This is a genomic window from Mesorhizobium sp. BHbdii, assembly GCF_053848045.1.
The window spans coordinates 454,890-476,766 of the sequence record NZ_JBSPKX010000001.1 but is presented as its reverse complement, the minus strand read 5'-3'; the positions used below and the strand labels follow the sequence as shown (position 1 = coordinate 476,766).

The following is a 21,877-nucleotide window of genomic DNA, read 5'->3' as shown; positions in this document are numbered from 1 at the left end:
TCGTCGCCGCAGCAAAGCTTGATACTTGTTAGACGGCGAAACAATGGGAGGAAATTCGCACATGAACAAGACCTATGTCCGTCTGGCGGCAACGGCTGTAATGCTCGTCTCTGCCGGCACCTCGGCTTACGCCGACAGCCTCACCCTCTATTGCGCCGCCGAGGAGGCCTGGTGCCAGCAGATAAAGACTACCTTCGAGGAAAAGACCGGCATCACCGTCGACATGACCCGCAAGAGCTCCGGCGAGACATACGCGCAGTTGCGCGCCGAGGCCGGAAACCCGAAGGGCGACGTCTGGTGGGGCGGAACCGGCGATCCTCATCTCCAGGCCGCCGAAGAAGGACTGACTGTGGAATATACGTCCCCAATGCGGGGCGAACTGCACGACTGGGCGATCAAGCAGGCGCAAGCCGCCAATAACAAGACGATCGGCGTCTACTCCGGTGCGCTCGGCTTCGGTTACAACAAGGATCTGTTGGCCAAGAGCAATCTGCCGGAGCCGAAATGCTGGGCCGATCTGACGAAGCCGGAATACAAGGGCCACATCCAGATGGCCAACCCGAACTCATCGGGCACCGCCTATACGATGCTCGCCACGATGGTTCAGCTCATGGGCGAGGACAAGGGTTTTGAATACCTGAAGGCCCTCCACGCCAACATCAACCAGTACACCAAGTCGGGCTCCGCTCCGATTAAGGCCGCGGGTCTTGGCGAAACGACCATCGGCATCGTTTTCATGCATGACGCGGTGACGCAGACGGCAGCCGGCTTCCCGATCGTCACGGTGGCGCCGTGCGAAGGCACCGGCTATGAAATCGGCTCGATGTCGCTGATCAAGGGCGCCCGCAACCCGGAAGCAGCAAGGCAGTTCTACGACTGGGCGCTGACCGCCGAGATGCAGTCGAAGGCGAAGGACGTGAAGTCGTTCCAGTTGCCTTCGAATAAGAACGCCACCGCGTCCGACCTGTCGCCCGACCTGTCGACCATCAAGCTCATCGACTACGACTTCAAAAAGTATGGATCGAGCGCCGAGCGCAAGCGTCTGCTGCAGAAGTGGGATACGGAGGTCTCGACCCTGCCGCAGTAATCATGCGCGTCCGCACTGCCACGAGCGCGCTTCACCCGACTGTCGTCCTGTGGACGGCGGTCGGATTGGTCGGCTATGCGCTGCTGCCTTGGTATGGGCTGGAAAGCAACTTCTTCACCTTGTCCTGGCTGTTGGACGGCTATCCGCATGACGATGACGTCGCGCCGGCGCTTTTCCTTGTGCTGCAAGGCGAGAAACTCTGGCTTGCACCCCTCGGGCCGCTGCTTCTCGCGCCGCTCCTGCTATGGGGGCGAAGGAAGTCCGACCCTTTCTTTGGGAATTTGCTAATCGTCGTCGGCGCGACCGGCGTCGCCTACTTCCTGCTTCAAGGTTTCGGCATTGGTCTGCGTGGTTTCCAGTGGCAATGGCTGACCTGGCTCGTTGGCGAGCTCGACGACCGCCAGTTCGGCATGGGCTGGGGAGCACTGCTCGTAAGCGGCGCGTTCCTGTTCCTGTTCACCCTAGGGCTTGCGGCGCGCGGCGCGGTGGCCGGCGACGAATTCGTCGTCGGCTCGATCGGCTTCGTCGTCGCCGTGGTCACCATCTTCATCTTCATGCCGATCGGTCAAATGCTGGGGAGCGCACTGCTCACACAAGAGGGCGACTATTCGCTTCCCATCTTTCTCGCAAAACTCTCCAGCGACCGGCTCTGGAATCTCGGCTGCCTTTTCGGCGGTCCGCGCTGCGGCGTCGCCTGGAATTCGCTGTTTCTCGCCATTCTGGTCGGCGTGATGACCACCGCACTCGGCCTGGTCTTTGCCCTGGTGGTGACGCGTACTGGCTTTCGCTACGGCGCGCTGTTGCGGGCGCTGACCGTGCTGCCGATCATCACACCACCCTTCGTCATCGGCCTCGCCATCATTCTTCTGTTCGGCCTCTCGGGCGCCATCAACCTGGGCTTCGCCGAGCTAATCGGCGTCAGTCCGACGCGATGGATCTATGGACTGCCTGGCCTGCTCATCGCCCAGGTGCTCGCCTTCACGCCGATCGCTTTTCTGGTGATGATCGGAGTGGTCGAGGGCATCAGCCCCTCCATGGAGGAGGCCGCCCAGACCCTGCGCGCCAATCGCTGGCAGACCTTCATCACCGTGTCTCTACCTTTGATGCGGCCGGGTCTAGCCAACGCCTTTCTGCTCGGCTTTATCGAGAGCATGGCTGACTTCGGCAATCCGCTGGTGCTCGGCGGCAATTTTGACGTTCTGTCCACCGAGATCTTCTTCGCCATTGTCGGCGCACAATACGACCAGGCGCAGGCGGCGATCCTCGCCCTCGTACTCCTGTTCTTTACCCTTGGGGCTTTCTACGCCCAGCGATTCTGGCTCGGCAAAAAGTCCTACACGACCGTTTCCGGCAAAGGCGACGCCGGCGTCCACCCGCTTCTGCCGGCAACATTCCGCAACCTCGTCATCGCGATAGCCGCTGTCTGGACGCTTTTTACCTTGCTGATTTATGCGACGATCTTCTACGGCAGCTTCGTCAAGCTGTGGGGCGTCGATTTCTCTCTGACCTTTGAACACTACGTGAAGGCGTTTTCCATCGGGTGGAACGAGTTCGGCGTCCACTGGCGCGGCTCGGCCTGGAGTTCGTTCTGGACGACCATGGAAATAGCTTTGATCTCCGCGCCGCTGACCGCGGCCATCGGACTCTTGACCGCCTATTTGCTGGTCCGCCAGAATTTTGCCGGCAAAGACGCTTTCGAATTCGCAACGATGCTGTCCTTCGCCATTCCCGGCACTGTGATCGGCGTGTCCTATGTGATCGCGTTCAACGTGCCGCCGATCGAGCTCACTGGAACCGGCATTATCCTGGTGCTCTCCTTCATCTTCCGCAACATGCCGGTCGGGGTTCGCGCGGGTATCGCGTCGATGTCGCAGATCGACCGCAGCCTTGACGAGTCCTCCCTCACTCTCGGCGCTAACTCCTGGCAAACCTTCCGCAAGGTGGTGCTGCCGCTGCTGCGCCCGGCCATCCTTGCCGCGCTGGTTTATTCCTTCGTTCGCGCAATGACCGCCATCAGCGCCATTATCTTTCTGGTCAGCGCCCAGTACGACATGTCGACCAGCTACATCGTCGGCCGCGTCGAGAATAACGAATACGGCATCGCCATCGCTTATTCCGCCGTCCTGATCGGTGTCATGCTAGCGGTGATCGGCCTGATGCAGCTTGCTGTTGGCAGCCGCATCATCGGCCGGCGCGGTCTCGACGGCGATCTGGCGCAGTCGCGCACCAATGTCAGCCAGTCAGTGGTGGCGCGTCCACAGCCGGCGATCTCGGGAGGCGGATGATGGCCGAAATTCGCAGCAACGCCGCCTCAGTCGAATTCAGGAACGTCACCAAGATCTACGGCAAGAGCAAGGCGCCCGCCGTCAATGGCGTCTCGCTGTTCATCGAGGCCGGGAAGCTGGTCACTCTCCTTGGACCGTCGGGCTGCGGCAAGACGACCACCTTGCGCATGATCGCTGGACTGGAAATGGTAACGGGCGGCCAGATCCTGATCGGGGGCGCCGACGTCACCCGTTTGCCGGCTACCGATCGTGATGTGTCCATGGTGTTTCAATCTTACGCGCTTTTCCCGCACATGACCGTGACCCAGAACGTCGAATACGGCCTGGGCTTTTCCGGCTTCGGGAGGAAGGAGACGGCCGAGAGGGCCAGAGCAGGGCTTGAGCTGGTCGGACTCTCCAATTTCGGCGACCGCCTGCCGAGCCAGCTTTCGGGTGGACAGCAACAGCGAGTGGCGGTAGCGCGGGCGCTGGTTCTGGAGCCGCAGGTGCTGCTCTTCGACGAGCCTTTGTCGAACCTGGATGCCAAGCTGCGCCGGCGCGTGCGCGAGGAGATCCGCGAGATTCAGCAGAAACTCGGCCTGACGGTCGTCTATGTCACCCACGACCAGGAGGAAGCGCTCGCCGTCTCCGATCGCATCATTGTCATGAACAATGCGGTGATTGCTCAGGACGGCACGCCACGCGAGCTCTACGAGCAGCCCGCAAATGCTTTCGTGGCCGACTTCATCGGCGAAGCCAACATGTTCCAATGCGAGGTGGTGTCGGTCGAAGGCGACAGCGCCACCGTGCAGCTGGGATCCGCTGTCCTGAAGCTGCCTGCTCGCGGCCGCAAACCGGGGCCAGCCAAGCTGGCGGCGAGACCGAGCCGCCTCGAGATTGGTCAACCGAATGCTCCCGGCACTTTGCCCGGCACACTTGAAAAAGTGACCTATGTCGGCAGCCACCTCGAATTCGTAGTCGCCACGCAATTCGGCGAAGTCTTCGTGATCTCGCCGGATGTCGACACGGCGTATCGAGCGGGGCAGCCGGTAAGCATCGGCTTTCCCGAACGCGGGCCCGTGCTGATCACAGACTGAACGCCTCTTTGCAAAGCGCGTGGACCTTGTCGAACACGCCCTTACCGCCCGCGATGACCAGTGTTCCTTCCTCCAGGACCGTTTTCGGATCGGGCGGGACGACCAATCCGCCGGCCTCTTCGACCAGAAGCATGCCTGCGAGGCAGTCCCAAGCGTTCATATGTTCCTCGACATAGGCGAGCAGCCTGCCCGACGCGACGTAGGCAAGCATAAGCGCGCCGGATGCATTGCGGAAAAAGACGCCGCCCTCCTGAAGCAGGAGATCGATCAGTTTGGCGACGGCACGAGCTTCACGCCGATTTGAGAAGCCGGTTCCGACCGAGCCTTGCATCAGACTCGTCGTCGGACTTGTCTTTATGGGCCGCTCGTTGAGGAAAGCTCCGCCGCCGCGTCGTCCATAAAAAGTCTCGCCGGTAGACGGTTCATGGATAACGCCCACGACCGTCAGCCCCTCCTTGACGCAGGCGATGACGACGGTCCAGGCTGGGATGCCGCGCAGGAAATTGGCAGTGCCGTCGATCGGATCTATCACCCAGGTGTAACCCGATCCGCCCGCTAGTGCGGCGTGTTCCTCTCCGATAACGCCGTCTTCCGGGTACTGAGTCGCAAGCTCCTGGCGGATAAACGTCTCGACGTTCCGGTCGGCCTCGGAAACCAGGTCCTGATGACCCTTGCTCTCGATTGTGAGTGTCTCCAGTTGTCGGAAATATTGCAGGCCGAGCTCGCCGCCGCGCCGCGCCAACGCAGTCGCAAACAGCATCCGATCGTTATTGTCACCGGCCATGGGCACTCGCTCTTTGTTGATCCACCTCTTGTCAAAGCAGATGTCATCGCCTTCCGCTGATCAGGATCATTCACGCAGGTAATTGTGTCATTGTTTCTGCTTCCGTTCGTTCCGTCAGCCGTTTGTATTGATCGCCGATTTTTCGGGGGAAAGCTTGAGTTTAACCCTCGGCGATCGGCCGCCACTCATGGATGACCTCGTATCCCGGCCACTCGAAAGTGAAGAAATGTCCAGGGAACGTTTGATCCCGACTGCACGAAATCGGCGCATCCAGTAGCTCGCAGAGCAAGAGCGTGCCGACACCGCCGTGCGACGAAAGCAATATCACCGTGGGCATCGCACGGTCCCATCCGCGGACACTCTCATGTGGATTAGCGAAGCAGGAGTAAGCGACTCGTTCGAAATCGGCGGGTGGAAGGAAGCCTGTTGCGGAGCGATCATTCTCCCCAAGGTGCTCATCCACTTGGACGGGCTGCGGCCAGCAGGCCAGCCGCTTCAATTGCCTCGGCCTCAGAGCTCGACCAGATGGACGTTAGGCCGGACAGCACCGCACAGTTCGGAGACGCTTGCGAAGCGAACGCGGGCTGCGGGCCGCGACCAATGGCACGCCCAGCCCTCTGGGTCGTCTAGATGGCGTGATATCGGTTTCATTCGGCAGCTTCGGCCTTCGCCGCCGGCGCAATTCGTGCGGCGCAGTATTTGAACTCCGGAATCTTGCCGTAGGGGTCCAGCATCGGGTTGGTGAGCATGTTGGCCGGACTTTCGTTGAAGCAGAACGGCATGAACACCATGCCGTCGGCGACCTCCCGATCGGCGCGGAGGATGGCGTCCACCGTGCCGCGCCGCGTCTCGACCGCAATCGTCTCCCCTTGGCGTAGGCCGTGCCGTTTGATCTCATAAGGGTTCATCGCGGCGATCCCGTGTGGCTCGATCGCGTCCAGCACGCCCGCCCGGCGCGTCATGGCGCCGGTGTGCCAATGCTCGAGCAGGCGGCCGGTGGTGAGCACCAGTGGAAACTCTTCGTCGGGCACCTCATCGGGCGGTAGCAAATCGGCCGGCACGATGCGGCCGCGTCCGTCCGCGGTCGGGAATCCGGACGAGAAGATGATCTCGTTGCCAGGCTTGTCGGGGCCGTCGGCCGGATAGACAACCGATCCCTCGCGTTCGACGCGATCCCAGGAGATGTGTTTGAGCGAAGGCATGACGCTGGCCATCTCGGCATAGACATCCGAGACATGGCCGTAATTCCAGTCCAGACCCACGCGCCTCGCCAGTTCGACGATCAGTTCCCAGTCCTGACGCGCTTGGCCTGGCAGTTCGAGCGCTGGACGCCCAATCTGCACCTGCCGGTTGGTGTTGGTGTATGTGCCGAGCTTTTCGGCATGTGCCGAGGCCGGCAGCACCACATCCGCATGCCAAGCGGTCTCGGTCAGGAAGATGTCCTGCACCACGAGATGGTCGAGCATGGCCAGTGCTTGCCGGGCATGGGTTTGGTCCGGATCGGACATGGCCGGGTTCTCGCCCATTATGTACATGCCCTTGATTTCGCCTTCATGGATGGCGTCGATGATTTCGACGACCGTCAGGCCCCGTTTGGGGTCCAGCGTCTGGCCCCAAAAGTTCTCGTAGGCGCCGCGGATGTCGATGTTCTCGACCGACTTATAGTCGGGGAAATACATCGGGATGAGCCCGGCATCGGATGCGCCCTGCACGTTGTTCTGACCTCGCAGCGGGTGCAGACCGGTTCCCGGCCGGCCGACATGTCCGGTGATCAGCGCCAGAGCGATCAGGCAGCGCGCATTATCGGTCCCGTGTGTGTGCTGGGAAATGCCCATGCCCCAAAAGATGATCGACCGCTCGGCGGTCGCGTAGGTGCGGGCGACGTCGCGCAGCACGCTCGCCTCGACACCGCAGACCTCGGCCATCGCTTCGGGCGAAAAATCCTTCACCTTGGCCTTCAGCGCCTCGAATCCGGAAGCGTTGGCCTGGATATACTGCTCGTCGTAGAGCTTTTCCTCAACGATGACGTGGATCAGCGCGTTCAGCATGGCGACGTCGCTGCCAGCCTTGAACCGCAGCGAATGCGACGCATGGCGCATCAGGTCCTGGCCGCGCGGGTCCATGACGATCAGCTTGGCGCCGCGCTTGGCCGCCTGCTTGAAATAGGTCGCGGCGACCGGATGGTTGGTGGTCGGCCGCGCGCCGATGACGATGATGCATTCGGCCTTCAGCGCGTCGTTGAAGGGCGCCGAAACTGCTCCCGAACCGACGCCTTCCATGAGTGCTGCCACCGACGATGCGTGGCACAACCGCGTGCAATGGTCGACATTGTTGGTGCCGAAGCCTTGGCGCACCAGCTTCTGGAACAGATAAGCCTCTTCATTGGAGCCTTTCGCCGAGCCGAAGCCGGCCAGCGCCTGCCCACCATGATCCTTGAGAATGCGCTTCAGCCCGCCGGCGGCACGCGCGAGCGCCTCTTCCCAGGTAGCCTCGCGAAACACGGTCAGCGGATCGACGCCGCGCATGTCCAAATCGCCCGATTTCGGGGCGTCGTTGCGGCGGATAAGCGGCTTCGTCAGCCGTTCAGGCGACATGGCATAATCGAAGCCGAAACGCCCCTTGACGCAGAGCCGGTTCTCGTTGGCATAGCCGTTACGGCCATCGACCTGGACGATCTTGTTGTCCTTGACGGCAACGCTGGTCTGGCAGCCGACGCCACAGAACGGGCACAGCGTGTCGATGACCTTGTCGAATTCCTGGATGACGCGGGTCTTGCCTGTCTTGTCCATCAGCGACTTTTCGTAGAGCGCGCCGGTCGGGCAGGCCTGAACGCATTCACCGCAGGTGACACAAGTCGACAGGCCCATCGGATCGTGCATGTCGAAGACGGGAAGCGAGTGATTGCCGCGCTCGGCCATGCCGATCACATCATTGACCTGGACCTCGCGGCAGGCCCGCACACAGGCGCCGCAAGTGATGCAGGAATCGAGATTGACGGCAATGGCGGGATTCGTGATGTCGAATTCCGGCCGAACATCGTCGCTGGCAAATTTTGAGCTATAGCGATCGCCCGAAATCCCCATCGAACCAGCCCACTGCCAGAACATCGACTGCTGATCCGGACCGTCGGCCGCCGGCCGCATATTGCTGGCGAGAAGCTCGAACACCATCTCGCGCGATTTCCTGGCCCGTTCGGTATCCGTCTTCACCACCATTCCGGCGGAAGGTTTGCGGATGCAGGAGGCGGCGAGCACCCGCTCGCCCTCGACATCGACCATGCACGCGCGGCAATTGCCGTCTGGCCGATAGCCCGGCATGTCAACATGGCACAGATGCGGGATCCTGGTGCCTTCGCGCTTCGCAACGTCCCAAATGGTCTCGTCGTCAGCAGCTGTGACCGTTTTACCGTCGAGGGTGAATATGACGCCATCTGCCATTTCAAAGATCATCCCTAAAATGCGTCAAAAGGTGATTGACCGGATTGGGCGCCGCCTGGCCGAGACCGCAGATGGAGGAATCTCGCATCACTGTTTCAAGGTCGCGCATCGCCGTCTCGTTGGGCACGCCCTTCTCTTTCAAGAGCGTTACCAGCTTTTCGGTTCCTTCCCGGCACGGCGTGCATTTCCCGCAACTCTCATGTTTGAAGAAATTCATGAGATTGAGGGTCACATCCTTGATATTGTCGGCTTGCGAAAGCACGACCACCGCATGTGAGCCGACAAAGGCGCCCTGTTTGGCGAGTTCGCCGCCGAAATCGAGTTCAATGTCGCCCATCGACGCCGGAAGGATGCCCCCCGAGGCTCCACCTGGCAGATAGGCCTTGAATTCATGCCCGTCTGCCATGCCGCCGCAATAATCCTCGATCAATTCGCGCACGGTGACGCCGGCCGGGGCCAGCTTGACACCCGGCTCCTTCACATGTCCGGAAACCGACCAGGAGCGAATTCCCTGATGGCCGGGCTTGCCCTGCGCGGCGAACCATTCGGGCCCCTTCTCGACGATGTCGCGAATCCACCACAGCGTCTCGACGTTGTGGTTGAGTGTCGGGCGTCCGAAAAGGCCGACTTCGGCAATATAAGGAGGCCGGTGTCGGGGCATGCCGCGCTTGCCCTCGATGCTTTCCAGCATCGCGCTTTCCTCGCCGCAAATATAGGCGCCGGCGCCGCGCCGCAGTTCGATGAAGCCGGGCTTGACGATGCCGGCCACCTCGAGCGCCGCGATCTCGGCGCGCAAAATGGCGAGCACGGCTGGGTATTCGTCGCGCATGTAGAAGTAAATGCGCTTGGCCTCCACCGCGTAGGCAGCGATCAGCGCCCCTTCTAAGGTACGATGCGGATCGCTTTCAAGATAGAAGCGGTCCTTGAAAGTGCCAGGCTCGCCTTCGTCGCCATTGATCGACATCAGCCGCGGCCCTGGATAGCCGCGCACGAAACTCCATTTCTTGCCGGCCGGAAAGCCCGCGCCGCCGAGGCCGCGCAGGCCGGCGTGCTCCATGATCTCGATAATGGCATTCGTGGTCAGCACGCCGTCGCGCACTTTCTGCAAGAGCTGATACCCACCGGCAGCGCGATAGGCCTCCAAGCCGACATAGTCAGGCGCCGCTGTGCTGATGTCCCCGTCTCTCGCCATCGCCAACAGCTTGTGGCTTGTCGCGTGGTCGACTTCGCGGTCGCCGACGCGTGCGGCAGGGGCGGTGGCGCAGCGGCCCATGCAGGGCGCACGCATGACGCGGATGGTCTGCGGGTCGGCGTCGCCGGCCAGTTCGCCAAACAGGCGTTCCGCGCCCGCCAGCATGCAGCTTATCGATTCGCAAACCCGGATTGTCAGCGGCGCGGGCCGCGCCTCGCCTTCCTTCACGATATCGAAATGGTCGTAGAAGGTCGCGACCTCGTAAACCTCCACCTGGGACAGGCGCATGTCCTCGGCAAGCGCGCGCAGATGCGCGGCCGACAGACAACCGTAGTGGTCTTGGATCAGATGCAGGAACTCGATCAAGAGATCCCGGCGCCGTTCGCGATGGCCAAGAAGTTCCCGGACATCGGCCAGGGCCACGTCATCCAGAGCCCGCCCTTTGGGTCCGCGATCCGGGGACCGCCGTTGCTGCATTGTCATTCTCTCTCCTCCCGGCGCGAACCCTTTGTCTCAGGAAGGCGGCTCAAGCCACCGATATCGTTGTCAGTTTCCCGCATTACAGGTTCAAGTGAGCCGTATCCTGCCCTTGAGCCCGGCGCACCTTTGATCAAGGACCTGCCACACGAGTTGAAGCAATGCCGGTCTGGCAATTTTTAGCATCCCGGGGCGCCGCGACAGAACTGATCTGCGCCCTGATTTGTCGCACGGTTTATACCGGGGCAGCTTGCGCCCTCTCGATCAAGAAAATGATGTGGTCGCCATCCCGTTCCGTCGCCTCCAGGCGGTCGCCCGTTGCGTTGATCAGATTGGGAATGTCTATGGCCGCCAGCGGATCGGTGCAACGGACCTCAAGACGCTCGCCTGGCCTTATGCCGCTGAGCGCCTTGCGGGTTTTCAGTGCCGGCAAGGGACATTTCAATCCCGTCAGATCGAGCTGTCTCGTTGTCATGGTGGCGCACCATGGCGGACCGGTCACCGGTCGTCAACGGCCACGGCCTCCCGGCTGCGCAAATGAGAGCGGCCAGGGGTCTCGGCAAACTGCGTGCGCCGGCCCGACGGCGTTCGTCAATTCAGGTCCGAATAGGCGAGGAACTGAACGGTCTGACCCGGCTCTACCAGGGCTATTTCCTCGCCGAGTTCGACAAGGCCGTCGGTTTGGACCAAAGAAGACAGCAGGCCCGCGCCCTCGCGCGGGAATTTGACGGCTTCATATGTACCGTCCTGCGTTCCACGCAGGCTTACCCGCACATATTCGCGTCGCCCCGGCTTTTTGCGGTAGGAAAAGGCGGCCCGCACAGGCCGCGAAATTGGTGGCTGCTGCCGTGCCCCGGCCAGTGCCAAGATCGCGGCGCGCGCAATATGGGCGAATGTGACGAAGCTCGCCACCGGATTTCCGGGCAGCCCAATGAAGGCTGTTCCCCTGATCACCCCCATGGCGACTGGTCGGCCGGGTTTTATGGCCACCCGCCAGAATACCAGGGTGCCCACACTCTCTAGTGCTGCCTTGACGCAGTCGGCCTCCCCGGTCGAGACCCCGCCGGAGGCCAGGATCAGGTCGTGGCCTGGGGCAGCCTCGCTCAGCACATCCGCGATCAGGCTGCTGTCGTCGGTCAGAATGCCCAAATCGGTGGTCTCGCAGCCCACTCTTGCGAGCATGGCCATAAGCATGAAACGGTTCGAATCGAAAAGCTGGGCCGGTCCCCGGGCATTTCCCGGCGTGACGATCTCGTTGCCGGTCGAGAAGATCGCGACGCGAACTTTGCGCCGGACTTCGAGCTGCGTCATGCCGAGAGCCGCGGCGAGCGCAACATCTTGCGGGCGCATGCGCTGGCCGGCCTGCAGGACCACCTTGCCTGCTGCGACATCCTCGCCCGCCGGCCGCACGTTGGCTCCCCTTTTCAGGCCGGGCGGAAGAATGACCCTGCCGGTCTCGTCGACACGGACATCTTCCTGCATGTAGACCGTGTCTGCCCCCTCCGGCAGCGGAGCGCCAGTGAAGATGCGTATGGCTTGTCCGGGCGCGGCGGGCCGATCCGGGGCCACCCCGGCCTGGATCCTGTCGCTCACGAGGAAAGTTTTTTCAGCGGTTCCCGGCAGGTCGTCGCCGCACAGTGCATAGCCGTCGACGGCTGAGTTGGTGAAAGGCGGCAGGGGCAGCGGCGCAATTAAATCTCTCGCCAGGACGCGCCCATCGGCATTCGCCAGCTGGACGGTTTCGGTCTCGTCCACAACGGTCAGCCGTGAAGCAATCAGTGCGGCGGTATCATCGACCGATCGCATCGGGCCGCCGAAAGCGAAGCAGTCGTCTGAAAGTTGCGCCATCGAGCCTTCAGCCTCTGTGGATCTGGCCGAACCGGCAGCTCGGCGCCATCCGGCAAGCCAGTCTGCGCTTATAGGCGCTTTTGTCGACCGGCCTGCGTTTGAACAGGGTATATAGTAGACGTCAAGCTGAAGGTAATGCATCCACCCCGGCGAGCGGGATTGCAATTTTCAAGAGAGCGCCATGCAGCAGATGAAAAACCGGCCAGACCCCGCCATCATCATGCCGAGTCCGGAGGACATCCGATTGACCGAACACGTCAGCGGCATCGATCATACGGGCGCCGCTATTCAAGTCCGCGTCCCCGTTGAACGCCCGCTGACGCTCTATCTGAACGCGCAGGAGATCGTCACGATGATGACGATCAGCGATTATCCTGAATATCTGGCGCTGGGCTACCTGCTCAATCAGAACATGCTCAAATTCGACGACGTCGTAACCGAAGTCGAGTATGACGACGACCTGCAGGTCGTGATCGTTCGTACCGAGCGCAACACCAATTACGAGCAGAAGCTCAAGAAACGGACGCAGACTTCAGGCTGCGCGCAGGGTACGGCTTTCGGCGATCTTCTCGAGGCGCTCGAAAATACCGCTCTGCCGGCAGCCGTACTGCACACCTCCTGGCTTTACCAAATGACCCGCACGATCAACACGACGCCGTCGCTCTATCTTGAAGCGGGCGCGATTCATGGCTGCGTGCTTTGCAAGGAAGGAACGCCCGTCTGTTATATGGAGGATGTCGGGCGCCACAATGCCGTCGACAAGATCGCCGGCTGGATGTATCGCCACGGCATCGATCCGGCCGACAAGATCCTTTATACGACGGGCAGGCTGACGTCGGAAATGACGATCAAGACGGTTCGAATGGGCATTCCGATCCTCGTCTCACGCTCGGGTTTCACCGCTTGGGGCGTCGATTTGGCGCGTCAGGCAGGCTTGACGCTCGTCGGCCGGGCGCGCGGCAAGCGGTTCGCCGTGCTGTCTGGCGAGGATCGGATTGTCTTCGACCAGGACCTCGCTTCCGTCGGCGAGGAAGCACCTCGTCACAGACGCAAGGGAGCCGCCGATGGCGAATAAGAAGGTGCCCACCCTGGGCGTCGTTCTCGCCGGGGGGCTCGCCCGGCGCATGGGCGGTGGCGACAAATCCATGCGTCGGATCGACGGACTCACGATCCTCGATCGTGTCCTCGATCGCCTCGGCCCGCAATGCGACGGGCTCTTGCTGAACGCCAATGGCGACCCTGCCCGCTTTGACCGCTTTCGCCTTCCAGTCGTCGCCGACCCGGTCGAGAACTATCCGGGGCCGCTCGCTGGCGTGCTTGCGGGCCTCGATTGGGCTGAGGAGAACAGGCCCGACTTCGAATGGATCGTCAGCGTCGCGGCGGACTGTCCTTTTTTGCCGCGCGACCTCGTCGAACGGCTGCATCGGGCGCGCTTGGCGAAAGGTGCGGATCTGGCGGTGGCGATGTCAGCGCGCCGGACGCATCCTGTCATCGGACTCTGGCAAGTGGCGATGCGCGATGAGTTACGCCATGCACTCGTCGAAGAGGGCATTCGCAAGATCGACCTCTGGACGGCTCGCTACCAGGTTGCCACCGCGTCCTGGCCCGCCAAGCCGGTGGATCCATTCTTCAATGTCAACACGGTCGAAGATTTTGCCGAGGCCGAACGGCTCTGGCACCTTAGCCAGGTCGGGTAAAACCCATGCGCTCGATCCCCTCGTTGAATTCAGGCGAAGTGAGCGCGGTAAGGAAGGCCTGCACCGCGGGTCGCTCTTTGCGGGCAGAGACCAGCGCGAAATCATAATGCTCTTCCTTCAGTGCAATGAAACCGAGCCCGGCTGATTGCGCCACCGGCGCAATGGTGACGCCCCAGTCTGCTCGGTTCTGCGCCACGGCCGCCGCGACGGCATTGTGCGAGCGGGGCTGGTTCCAATATCCGTCGGGACGCGCCGGACCAAGCAGTTGGTCGATCAGGATGCGTGTACCCGAGCCCTGGTTGCGGTTGACCATCATGCAATTTGGATCGGCGAGTGCGGCACGCACCGCCTCGTCTGCGTCGGCCCCCTGGAAGCGGATGTCGCTTGGGCGGTAGACGATGCCCTGCATGCGCCGCCATCCCTCCACGAGTTCGAGGCCGTCGCTCAGGAACGGCGCATTGTAGCTTTGCGTCTTGGCGTCGAAGAGGTGGATGGGCGCGATATCGCACTCGCCCCGTTTAGCCGCGGCCAGGCCGCCCAGGCTCCCGACCGCGATAGACCGCACCGTCAGGCCGGCGCGAAACAGAATGCCCACGACGAGATCCAGGCCCGTGCAGTTGCTGCCGATCACCACGAGATCGGGAATACGGACGTGCGGTGTGAACAGCGTCACCGAAGCCTCGCTTCCGGCAGGCATATTGTCGGCTAAAGCTTCGATGCTGATGAAGCCATCCGCCTGGGCAAAGGAGGTTATCGCCCCCGAGCCCTTGCCGGTGGGATAGGCGACCAGCCCCTCATCACTCTCGACCAGCGATACCATCACGAACTCCGTGCGGCCGAGTTCGGAAGGAATGCGCAGCGGAACCTTTGCCGTGACCTTCGCTTCGGTCCGAGGCGGCAGGCCCGCCATGCGGCGCAGCAAAGGTACGATCATGTCGTGGAAAGTGAACATGGCCGAAGTCGGAAATCCCGGCAGCACGACGACCGGTTTGCCGTCGCAAACGGCGAGACAGAGCGGCTTTCCCGGCTTCAGCGCCACGCCATGGGCAACGATGCCGGGCGCGCCGAGACGGTTCACGATGCGGTGGCTGACATCACCGGCGCCCTTGGACGTCCCGCCCGACAGTATCAGCACCTCATGGGCCGCTAGCGCCTCGCGCATGGCGGCTTCCAGCTTGGCTTCGTCATCCGGATACGCGCCGAGAAAGCTCGCCTGGCCGCCATTTTCAGTTATCGCGGCGCTGACGATTGCCCCATTGGCGTCGTAAATGCCGGCGGGTCGAAGGGCATCGCCCGGTTGGACAAGTTCGTCGCCAGTCGACAAAACCGCCACGCGCAGCTTGCGCGCCACCGTCACCAGCGCAATCCCGCAGGCGGCAAGCATGCCAATTTCTCGCGAGCCGATCACCGTTCCGGCGCGCAGCAGAACCTCACCGCGGGCAATATCGGATCCGGCATGCGAGATGAACTGGCCGGGCGAGGCTCCGCGCCTGACCTCGATGGCATCACCTTCGGTGGGTTGAGTGTGCTCCACCATGACGATGGCATCGGCGCCGCGCGGCACGGGACCGCCCGTCGAGATGGAGGTGGCGGTGCCTGCGAGCACAGGTATTTGCGGGGCGACACCGCATGCGATAGTTTCGTGGTTGAGCAGGAGCCTGGCAGGAAGGGCCTCCGACGCGGTGGCCATGTCGGCGGCGCGCACGGCAAAACCATCGACGTTCGAACGGTCGAAGGGAGGCACGTCGATAGGAGCCATGACATCATCGGCAAGCGCCAGCCCAAGCGCATCCGCAAGCGTCAGTTCTTCGGTCGGGATCGTTCGCGGAAATAGCGCCGCCTCGAAACGGGCGAGCGCCTCGTCGCGCGACAGGACCGTCAGGAACTGCTCCTGGCCGGTATCTTGGCGGGTGGATCTGGTCATGACTTACTCATCTGGGATCGTCGAACACAAAGGCGCCGACAGCTGTTCCCGCAGCACACCCCTCACTGCCGCCTGGAATAGCAAGCCATGCATCCGCCATGCGGATCGCGTCCAGGGAAAAATCTCCTATCGCAAGTGGGGCCCATCTGTCTTGTTCCTGCTTCAGGAGGACGATCTCGGCCAGCCCGACCGTGGAGGAGATTTTTCGCTCCAGCGCCAGAACCGTCTCTCGCCGGGCGCTCCTGCCCGTCAGGCGATCGATAACCGGCTGAACCAGCGCAAGAAAGGCGGCAAAAGCCTGATCAGGCGCGCCGGGCAAAGCGATGATCGGGACCGCGTCGAGCCGGCCGATCGCCGCGGTTCGGCCGGGCTGCAGCGCTATGTTGTGGGCAACGAGCGCGCCACGCGCCGCAAGCGCGTCGGCTGTTGCGTCGGCGCGCCCCGCACCAGTGCCTCCAATCAGGATGATCAAATCGCCGGCTGCACTCGCAAGGGCCTGGGCGACGGATCTGGCGTCGCGCGTAACCGTTTCGATATCGAACACCGTCGCGCCAGAGGCTCTTGCGAGGTCGGCGATAAAATGCCCCGTTAAAGTATCGCTCGCCGGGGCGGCGACATCGATCAGGCGCACCTGCGGTGCCCGCACTGCAATTTCACCAATCCCTACACTCCGCAGGGCGAGGAGGTCCGCGGCCGACAGCCTGTGCCCTGCAATGATGAGTGGTCGGCCCGCCTGCATGTCCTCGCCAGCGCGTCGCACGCCCTGGCCCGGTGCTGCTTCCCCGAGCGCCTGGGGCATCGGGCCGCTGCAATCGATGAGATCGGCATCGAGAACGCAATCGCATCCCTCCGGCATGGCGACGCCTGCCTCTACCCAGACCGGAATTGCCATCAGCGGCAGCGGCGAATAGGCCGACGCACCGGCAAGATTGAGCGCGCGACACGCCCAGCCATCTGTCTTTGCCGTGTCGCGGGTGGGCTGCGCGTGTACCAGGGGCGGCATAGCGGCCCCAATCTTTCGAAGCGTCTGGCAAAGCGGCAACATCGTGGGCGCAACCGGTACCACCCCGTCGAGGAGCGCGGCGAGAGCCGCTTCGAGACCGGTCAGCGCGCCGAGGGAAGGCTGCATTCTCATCATGTCCGATGATGGGACAGATGCGAACCGCTTTGCAACCGACTTCAGAAGCGCTCCTGCTCAGCATTCGGGAAGAAGAGTTGCTGGCCGTCAATTTTGTATTCGGCAATCGCCCGCTGTCCTTCAGGCGAGATCAGCCAATCTATGAAGCGTTGGCCGGGTTCGACCTTGACGCTGGGATGCCTCGCGGGATTCACAAGTATGACGCCGTACTGGTTGAACAGCCTTTTGTCGCCTTCGACCACGATCTCCAGTTCGCCGCGGTTCTTGAACGCCAGCCATGTGGCGCGATCGGAAAGCACATAGGCATCCATGGCACTGGCTGTATTGAGCGCAGCGCCCATGCCCTGCCCTATTTCCTTGTACCAGGGACCCCTCATCGCTGCGATATCGACACCTGCCGCCTTCCAGAGTCCGAGTTCTGCAAAGTGGGTTCCGGATTTGTCGCCGCGGGAAACAAAAACAGCTTTTTTGCTCTGGATCGATGTCAAGGCGACTGCGACATCCGGCGAACCCTTGATGCCGGCCGGGTCGCCTCTGGGCCCGATCAGGACGAAATCATTGTACATCACATCGAAGCGTCTAACGCCAAAACCTTGCTGGACGAATTTCTCCTCCTGCTCCCTGGCATGGACCAAGACCACGTCTGCGTCTCCCCGGCGGCCGGCGTCGAGGGCCTGGCCAGTTCCCTGCGCGACCACCCTCACATCGATACCGGTCTTTGTGGTGAACAAAGGCAGTATGTGATCGAAAAGGCCGGAATCCCGCGTCGAGGTCGTCGAGGCCACGACGATCGACCGCTCCTGCGCGCCGGCCAATGCGCTGCTGAAGCCGAGGGCAGTCAAAATGATCGCAATTGCGGCAAACAGTCGACGGTTGAACACTGGAAGCTCCGTCTCCGCAGTCAAAGGACGAGCTCTCCTTGAATAAAGGCGGCAGCTTCTGCGGATGAGGGGCGATCAAAGAAATCAGCGACGCTGGCGTGCTCGCACAGTCGGCCGCAAACGAGGAAGACGACATCTTCCGCGAGCCGGCGCACCTGCCCGAGATTGTGCGAAGCCATGACGATCTTGGTGCCCGACTGGGAGGCCATGAGGATGATCTCCTCGACATGGCGGGTAGCCGCGGGATCAAGGCCGGCAGTGGGCTCATCGAGCAGCAGGATCTCGGGTTCGCGCGCCAGTGCGCGGGCAAGCGCCACGCGCTGTTGCTCGCCGCTGGATAAGCGGCGCGCAGGTCGCGCCGCCAGGCCCAGAAGGCCCACACGGTCGAGAAGTTCCTCAGTGCGTGCCGCGCGACGATGGCGCTGACAACCAGCTTGCGCCAGTCCGTAGGCGACGTTGGCTGCGACGGAGCGGCGCAGCATCACCGGTTTCTGGAGCAGCATTGCCCGGCGCCCGAGCCCGCGGTCGGTGCACCCACCCCAGCTCACAGTTCCTGCGGAAGGCGCGGCAAGTCCCATGCAAACCCGAAGCAGTGACGTCTTGCCCGCCCCATTGGGACCGAGCACGAGTGTCGGCGCGCCGGGAGTTATCGCCAGGTTCAGGCGGTCAAGCATAGTCGTGGCGCCGGCGCTGAGCGAGACGCGGTCCAGAATGAGAGGAAGGTCGGTAAGCGCGGCACGCATCATCAGGCCGCCCGTTGCTCCGACCACAATCGCAGGCCCCAGGCAGCGGCATTGATGGCAAGAATAAGTCCGATCAGGATGATGCCGAGCCCCATCGCGAGCGGCAGGTCTCCCTTTGAGGTTTCGAGCGCGATCGTGGTCGTCATGGTTCGGGTAAAGCCTTCTATGTTGCCGCCGACGATCATTACTGTGCCGACTTCGGCGGCCCCCCGCCCGAAGCCGGCGAGCATTGCGGTGATGAGGCTGAAACGGCTGTCCCACAAGAGCGTTACCACCCTGCCTGTCGGGCCGACGCCCATCGCTGTCAGTTCGTCGCGATATTCGCGCCACAAATCCTCGATGGTCTGGCGCGTCAGAGCTGCGATGATCGGCAGGACGAGAAGCGCCTGCGCGATGACCATGGCGGCCGGTGTGAACAGCAGGCCGAACTCGCCGAGTGGCCCTGATCGGGATAACAGCAGGTAAACGGTCAGGCCGACGACAACTGGCGGCAGGCCCATGAAGCCGTTAACAAGCACCACGAGCGCGGAACGTCCCGGAAAACGCGTCAGAGCCAGCAACGCCCCGAGCGGCAGTCCCACGACGGCTGCAATTGCAACGGCGGCCAGGGTGATAGTTAGCGAAAGACGCACTATCGAGATCAGCGTCGCGTCGCCGCTCGCGATAAGCTGCCATGCGCTTAGGCCTTCCGACATTCCCGTTCACCTCGTCCTGTATTCTGCTGCATTCTTTCCGTATTCGTCAAACAATTGAAATTGCGCAGGAATATGCATAATATTGCAGGATGGATTTGCTGACGACTCCGGAAGCCTCAGACTATTTGCGCCTGGGCGAACGCAAGCTTTACGAACTGGTCGCCAAAAACAGGATCCCGTGCAGCAAAGTGACGGGCAAATGGCTGTTTCCGCGCAACGAACTCGACCGGTGGGTTCTCTCGGGATTGGCGCATCCTGAGGGAATGATTCCGCCGGAGCCGCCGCCCATAGTTGGCGGCAGCCAGGACGACCTCCTTGAATGGAGCCTTCGCCAGGCGGGCTCCGGCCTCGCTTCGCTAAGCGAGGGGACGGGAGGCGGCGTTGCGCGTCTTTTGCGTGGCGAAGTCGCCGCTGCCGCGATCCATTACCACAATGATGCAGCCGACCCCAATGTGGAGGCCGCGCGCGCAATGCCGGGGCTGCACGATGCGGTGCTGATCGGTTTCACGCGGCGCGAACAGGGGCTGCTGCTGCCGCCGGGCAACCCCCGATCGCTCAACAGCCTGGCCGATGTCCTTGAAAGCGGCGCCAAAATGGCGGTGCGTCAGACCGGGGCCGGAGCCCAAATGCTGCTGGATGTCCTGGTCGCCCGCGCCGGCGCCAGCCGGAAGCGGTTGAACCGGCTCGCGCCGCCATGCCTGACAGGGCCTGATCTCGCGGCCGCGATCCGGACCGGGAGGGCCGATTGCGGAATCGCCACACGCGCCGCCGCGCGCGCCGCCGGCCTGGAGTTCGTATCATTGGCGTGGGAGAATTTCGATCTGCTGATGCGGCAGCGAACCTATTTTCAGCCTTCGATCCAGGCGCTGATCCGCCTCATGGCTCAGGACAGCTTCGCCCGGCGCGCCGCAGAACTCACGGGGTATGACACGAGCCCGGCCGGGCAGGTCCGTTTCTTCAATTGAGGTGGGGTGTCAATGGGGCGCCGGACGCGCCGCCGAACCTATTCAGCCGAGGTCGATTTCGCCTTCGACGACGTGGTGCAAACCGGCGCGTTCAGCCGTAATCACGGCCCTCACAGTCAGACGCCCCTGCCCTTTCAGCCCCCCATCCGCCACGGCCTTTTCGATTGCCTGCTGCGAGGTTACGCCGACCTGCTTCAGGAACTTGCGCATCGACACGTTGAAGGGATCGGTTTCCATGTTTTGGGTCATATGATTGCCTCTAATAGCTGGGACGGTGCGGCTCGTCGGATTGCGATCGCATGCTGCTCTCCGGCGAAGGCGCTGCCGGCCAGCGGAACACGGAAAAGTATGAAGCGCAATGCATAAGACGCTCGCAATGCAATTGCTCGCTGCTGTTTTCCTCGCCGGCGCGACGACACATGGCGCGGAACTGCGCGGGCATGGCGGTCCCGTGCGGGCGATTTCCGTGGCGCCGGACGGAAAGACGGTGGCAACCGGCAGTTTTGACACCAGGGCGATCATCTGGTCGCTGGAGACCGGCGAAGCGCGCGACGTGCTGCTCTTTCATGACGGTGAGGTAAGTGCCGTGGCCGCACTGCCGAACGGGCGCTTTGCCAGTGCGGGTGCGGACGGTCGCATCGCGATCTGGCAAACCGGTCGAGGCGAGCCGGCCCTCATTCTGCAGGGTCACACCGGACCTGTCGCCGACCTCGAACTGTCACCCGACGGATCGATGCTGGCTTCGGCGTCCTGGGACACCACCGTCCGGCTCTGGCCCCTTGCTGGTGGGAAAGCGCGCGTCCTGGAAGGCCATGGCGCAAACGTCAATGCACTCGCGTTCCTGGCGGACGGAACCCTCGTCAGCGCCGGCTATGACGCCACAGTCATCTTTTGGCCGAGCCAGGCTGGGGCGGCGCCGGTTCGGGCCATCATGCCGACGCCGCTCAACACGCTTGTAAGAGCGCCCGGCGACCGGCTGTTCGTCGGAGGTGCGGACGGGCGGGTACGGTTGCTCGATCGGCGCGGCAAAGTGCAGTTGGAAGTTCAGGCCTTACGCAAACCGGTGATTGCGCTCGCCGCCACGCCAGACCCGAAATATCTCGCAGTCGCCGGCATCGGTGATGGAATCCTGTTGCTGGACGCTGTGAGCCTCTCCACCATCCGCACTCTCGACACATCCGGCGTGACGGTATGGTCGCTTGCGTTCGCGGCTGGGGGCAAGACGCTTCTGGCTGGTGGAGCCGACCATCTGGTGCGGGAATGGAGCATCGAGACGGGCGAGCGCCTTGGAGCCGCTACGGCCGGCAGGGCCGATCCGATGGCCAGATACGCGGGTAATCCGGACGCGGAAGTATTTCGCGCCTGCGTAGCTTGCCATACTCTCGACCCGAAGGACGGCCATCGAGCCGGGCCCACGCTGCATGGCATTTTCGGGCGCAAAATAGCATCCGTGCCGGGTTACCACTATTCGCCCGCTTTCCGAAAAATGGACATCGTCTGGACACCGGAAACAGTGTCGGCGCTGTTCGAGTTGGGTCCGAACGCCTACACCCCCGGTACCAAGATGCCTGAACAGACGATCAGCAATGCTGAGGATCGGGCAGCCCTGATCCGCTTTCTTCAGGCCGAGACACGTACCGACTAGGGG

The 21,877-nt window shown here is 62.5% G+C and carries 18 protein-coding genes; 7 read left to right on the top strand and 11 right to left on the bottom strand.

Features of this window, described 5'->3' with window-relative positions; genetic code table 11:
* Nucleotides 1–61: 61 nt before the first annotated feature.
* Genes ACWTU8_RS02265 through ACWTU8_RS02255 form a run of 3 tightly spaced genes read left to right on the top strand, consistent with a single transcriptional unit; the run spans nt 62 to nt 4,448 of the window.
* On the top strand, nt 62–1,087 hold the full coding sequence (locus ACWTU8_RS02265; protein WP_455846863.1) for an ABC transporter substrate-binding protein: 1,026 nt from the start codon (nt 62–64) through the stop codon (nt 1,085–1,087).
* 2 nt (nt 1,088–1,089) lie between these two features.
* On the top strand, nt 1,090–3,372 hold the full coding sequence (locus ACWTU8_RS02260; protein ID WP_455846862.1) for an ABC transporter permease: 2,283 nt from the start codon (nt 1,090–1,092) through the stop codon (nt 3,370–3,372).
* Nucleotides 3,372–4,448 (top strand): ABC transporter ATP-binding protein, encoded by a 1,077-nt coding sequence (locus ACWTU8_RS02255; protein ID WP_455848362.1) that lies wholly within the window; start codon nt 3,372–3,374, stop codon nt 4,446–4,448. Before ACWTU8_RS02260 ends, ACWTU8_RS02255 begins: the two co-directional genes overlap by 1 nt.
* Here ACWTU8_RS02255 and ACWTU8_RS02250 read toward each other — a convergent pair.
* From ACWTU8_RS02250 to ACWTU8_RS02230, 5 genes are all read right to left on the bottom strand, one after another.
* Nucleotides 4,438–5,232: an inositol monophosphatase family protein gene (locus ACWTU8_RS02250; RefSeq protein WP_455846861.1), complete on the bottom strand. Its 795-nt coding sequence runs from the start codon at nt 5,230–5,232 to the stop codon at nt 4,438–4,440. The genes ACWTU8_RS02255 and ACWTU8_RS02250 overlap by 11 nt on opposite strands.
* Before the next feature lie 647 nt (nt 5,233–5,879).
* Nucleotides 5,880–8,669: a formate dehydrogenase subunit alpha gene (gene fdhF / locus ACWTU8_RS02245; RefSeq protein ID WP_455846860.1), complete on the bottom strand. Its 2,790-nt coding sequence runs from the start codon at nt 8,667–8,669 to the stop codon at nt 5,880–5,882.
* A gap of 1 nt (nt 8,670) precedes the next feature.
* Nucleotides 8,671–10,344 (bottom strand): NAD(P)H-dependent oxidoreductase subunit E, encoded by a 1,674-nt coding sequence (locus ACWTU8_RS02240; protein WP_455846859.1) that lies wholly within the window; start codon nt 10,342–10,344, stop codon nt 8,671–8,673.
* Between the two features lie 229 nt (nt 10,345–10,573).
* Nucleotides 10,574–10,813, bottom strand: coding sequence for a sulfurtransferase TusA family protein (locus ACWTU8_RS02235; RefSeq protein WP_455846858.1), 240 nt, complete (start codon nt 10,811–10,813; stop codon nt 10,574–10,576).
* A gap of 116 nt (nt 10,814–10,929) precedes the next feature.
* Nucleotides 10,930–12,186 (bottom strand): molybdopterin molybdotransferase MoeA, encoded by a 1,257-nt coding sequence (locus tag ACWTU8_RS02230; RefSeq protein ID WP_455846857.1) that lies wholly within the window; start codon nt 12,184–12,186, stop codon nt 10,930–10,932.
* 181 nt (nt 12,187–12,367) lie between these two features.
* Here ACWTU8_RS02230 and fdhD point away from each other — a divergent pair, with 181 nt between their 5' ends.
* Nucleotides 12,368–13,261 (top strand): formate dehydrogenase accessory sulfurtransferase FdhD, encoded by an 894-nt coding sequence (gene fdhD, locus ACWTU8_RS02225; protein ID WP_455846856.1) that lies wholly within the window; start codon nt 12,368–12,370, stop codon nt 13,259–13,261.
* Nucleotides 13,251–13,883 carry a molybdenum cofactor guanylyltransferase MobA gene (gene mobA, locus ACWTU8_RS02220; RefSeq protein WP_455846855.1) on the top strand — a complete coding sequence of 211 codons (633 nt, stop codon included), beginning with the start codon at nt 13,251–13,253 and terminating at the stop codon, nt 13,881–13,883. Before fdhD ends, mobA begins: the two co-directional genes overlap by 11 nt.
* Here the strand turns inward: mobA and ACWTU8_RS02215 are convergent.
* Genes ACWTU8_RS02215 through ACWTU8_RS02195 form a run of 5 tightly spaced genes read right to left on the bottom strand, consistent with a single transcriptional unit; the run spans nt 13,867 to nt 19,264 of the window.
* Entirely contained in the window at nt 13,867–15,807 is a 1,941-nt protein-coding gene (locus tag ACWTU8_RS02215; RefSeq protein ID WP_455846854.1) for a molybdopterin biosynthesis protein, read from the bottom strand. The genes mobA and ACWTU8_RS02215 overlap by 17 nt on opposite strands.
* Before the next feature lie 7 nt (nt 15,808–15,814).
* Nucleotides 15,815–16,945 carry a molybdopterin-binding protein gene (locus ACWTU8_RS02210; protein ID WP_455846853.1) on the bottom strand — a complete coding sequence of 377 codons (1,131 nt, stop codon included), beginning with the start codon at nt 16,943–16,945 and terminating at the stop codon, nt 15,815–15,817.
* A 41-nt stretch (nt 16,946–16,986) separates the two neighbouring features.
* A complete protein-coding gene (locus ACWTU8_RS02205; protein ID WP_455848361.1) occupies nt 16,987–17,811 on the bottom strand; it encodes a substrate-binding domain-containing protein in 825 nt (274 codons plus the stop codon).
* 35 nt (nt 17,812–17,846) lie between these two features.
* A complete protein-coding gene (locus tag ACWTU8_RS02200) occupies nt 17,847–18,569 on the bottom strand; it encodes an ATP-binding cassette domain-containing protein (protein ID WP_455848360.1) in 723 nt (240 codons plus the stop codon).
* 2 nt (nt 18,570–18,571) lie between these two features.
* Complete coding sequence (locus ACWTU8_RS02195) at nt 18,572–19,264, bottom strand: ABC transporter permease (protein WP_455846852.1); 693 nt, start codon at nt 19,262–19,264, stop codon at nt 18,572–18,574.
* 89 nt (nt 19,265–19,353) lie between these two features.
* On the opposite strand from ACWTU8_RS02195, the gene ACWTU8_RS02190 reads away from it, so the two are divergent.
* Complete coding sequence (locus tag ACWTU8_RS02190) at nt 19,354–20,229, top strand: substrate-binding domain-containing protein (protein WP_455846851.1); 876 nt, start codon at nt 19,354–19,356, stop codon at nt 20,227–20,229.
* 42 nt (nt 20,230–20,271) lie between these two features.
* On the opposite strand, the gene ACWTU8_RS02185 is transcribed toward ACWTU8_RS02190, so the two are convergent.
* Complete coding sequence (locus ACWTU8_RS02185) at nt 20,272–20,478, bottom strand: DUF6494 family protein (RefSeq protein WP_029350232.1); 207 nt, start codon at nt 20,476–20,478, stop codon at nt 20,272–20,274.
* Nucleotides 20,479–20,587: 109 nt separating this feature from the next.
* Here ACWTU8_RS02185 and ACWTU8_RS02180 point away from each other — a divergent pair, with 109 nt between their 5' ends.
* A complete protein-coding gene (locus ACWTU8_RS02180; protein WP_455846850.1) occupies nt 20,588–21,874 on the top strand; it encodes a c-type cytochrome in 1,287 nt (428 codons plus the stop codon).
* The last annotated feature ends 3 nt before the right edge of the window (nt 21,875–21,877 follow it).

Bases quoted from the DNA above. Each gene is read 5' to 3' on its own strand.
- ACWTU8_RS02265 (WP_455846863.1), top strand. From the start codon at position 62: ATGAACAAGACCTATGTCCGTCTGGCGGCAACGGCTGTAATGCTCGTC.
- ACWTU8_RS02260 (WP_455846862.1), top strand. From the start codon at position 1,090: ATGCGCGTCCGCACTGCCACGAGCGCGCTTCACCCGACTGTCGTCCTG.
- ACWTU8_RS02255 (WP_455848362.1), top strand. From the start codon at position 3,372: ATGGCCGAAATTCGCAGCAACGCCGCCTCAGTCGAATTCAGGAACGTC.
- ACWTU8_RS02250 (WP_455846861.1), bottom strand. From the start codon at position 5,232: ATGGCCGGTGACAATAACGATCGGATGCTGTTTGCGACTGCGTTGGCG.
- fdhF (WP_455846860.1), bottom strand. From the start codon at position 8,669: ATGGCAGATGGCGTCATATTCACCCTCGACGGTAAAACGGTCACAGCT.
- ACWTU8_RS02240 (WP_455846859.1), bottom strand. From the start codon at position 10,344: ATGACAATGCAGCAACGGCGGTCCCCGGATCGCGGACCCAAAGGGCGG.
- ACWTU8_RS02235 (WP_455846858.1), bottom strand. From the start codon at position 10,813: ATGACAACGAGACAGCTCGATCTGACGGGATTGAAATGTCCCTTGCCG.
- ACWTU8_RS02230 (WP_455846857.1), bottom strand. From the start codon at position 12,186: ATGGCGCAACTTTCAGACGACTGCTTCGCTTTCGGCGGCCCGATGCGA.
- fdhD (WP_455846856.1), top strand. From the start codon at position 12,368: ATGCAGCAGATGAAAAACCGGCCAGACCCCGCCATCATCATGCCGAGT.
- mobA (WP_455846855.1), top strand. From the start codon at position 13,251: ATGGCGAATAAGAAGGTGCCCACCCTGGGCGTCGTTCTCGCCGGGGGG.
- ACWTU8_RS02215 (WP_455846854.1), bottom strand. From the start codon at position 15,807: ATGACCAGATCCACCCGCCAAGATACCGGCCAGGAGCAGTTCCTGACG.
- ACWTU8_RS02210 (WP_455846853.1), bottom strand. From the start codon at position 16,945: ATGATGAGAATGCAGCCTTCCCTCGGCGCGCTGACCGGTCTCGAAGCG.
- ACWTU8_RS02200 (WP_455848360.1), bottom strand. From the start codon at position 18,569: ATGCGTGCCGCGCTTACCGACCTTCCTCTCATTCTGGACCGCGTCTCG.
- ACWTU8_RS02195 (WP_455846852.1), bottom strand. From the start codon at position 19,264: ATGTCGGAAGGCCTAAGCGCATGGCAGCTTATCGCGAGCGGCGACGCG.
- ACWTU8_RS02190 (WP_455846851.1), top strand. From the start codon at position 19,354: ATGGATTTGCTGACGACTCCGGAAGCCTCAGACTATTTGCGCCTGGGC.
- ACWTU8_RS02185 (WP_029350232.1), bottom strand. From the start codon at position 20,478: ATGACCCAAAACATGGAAACCGATCCCTTCAACGTGTCGATGCGCAAG.
- ACWTU8_RS02180 (WP_455846850.1), top strand. From the start codon at position 20,588: ATGCATAAGACGCTCGCAATGCAATTGCTCGCTGCTGTTTTCCTCGCC.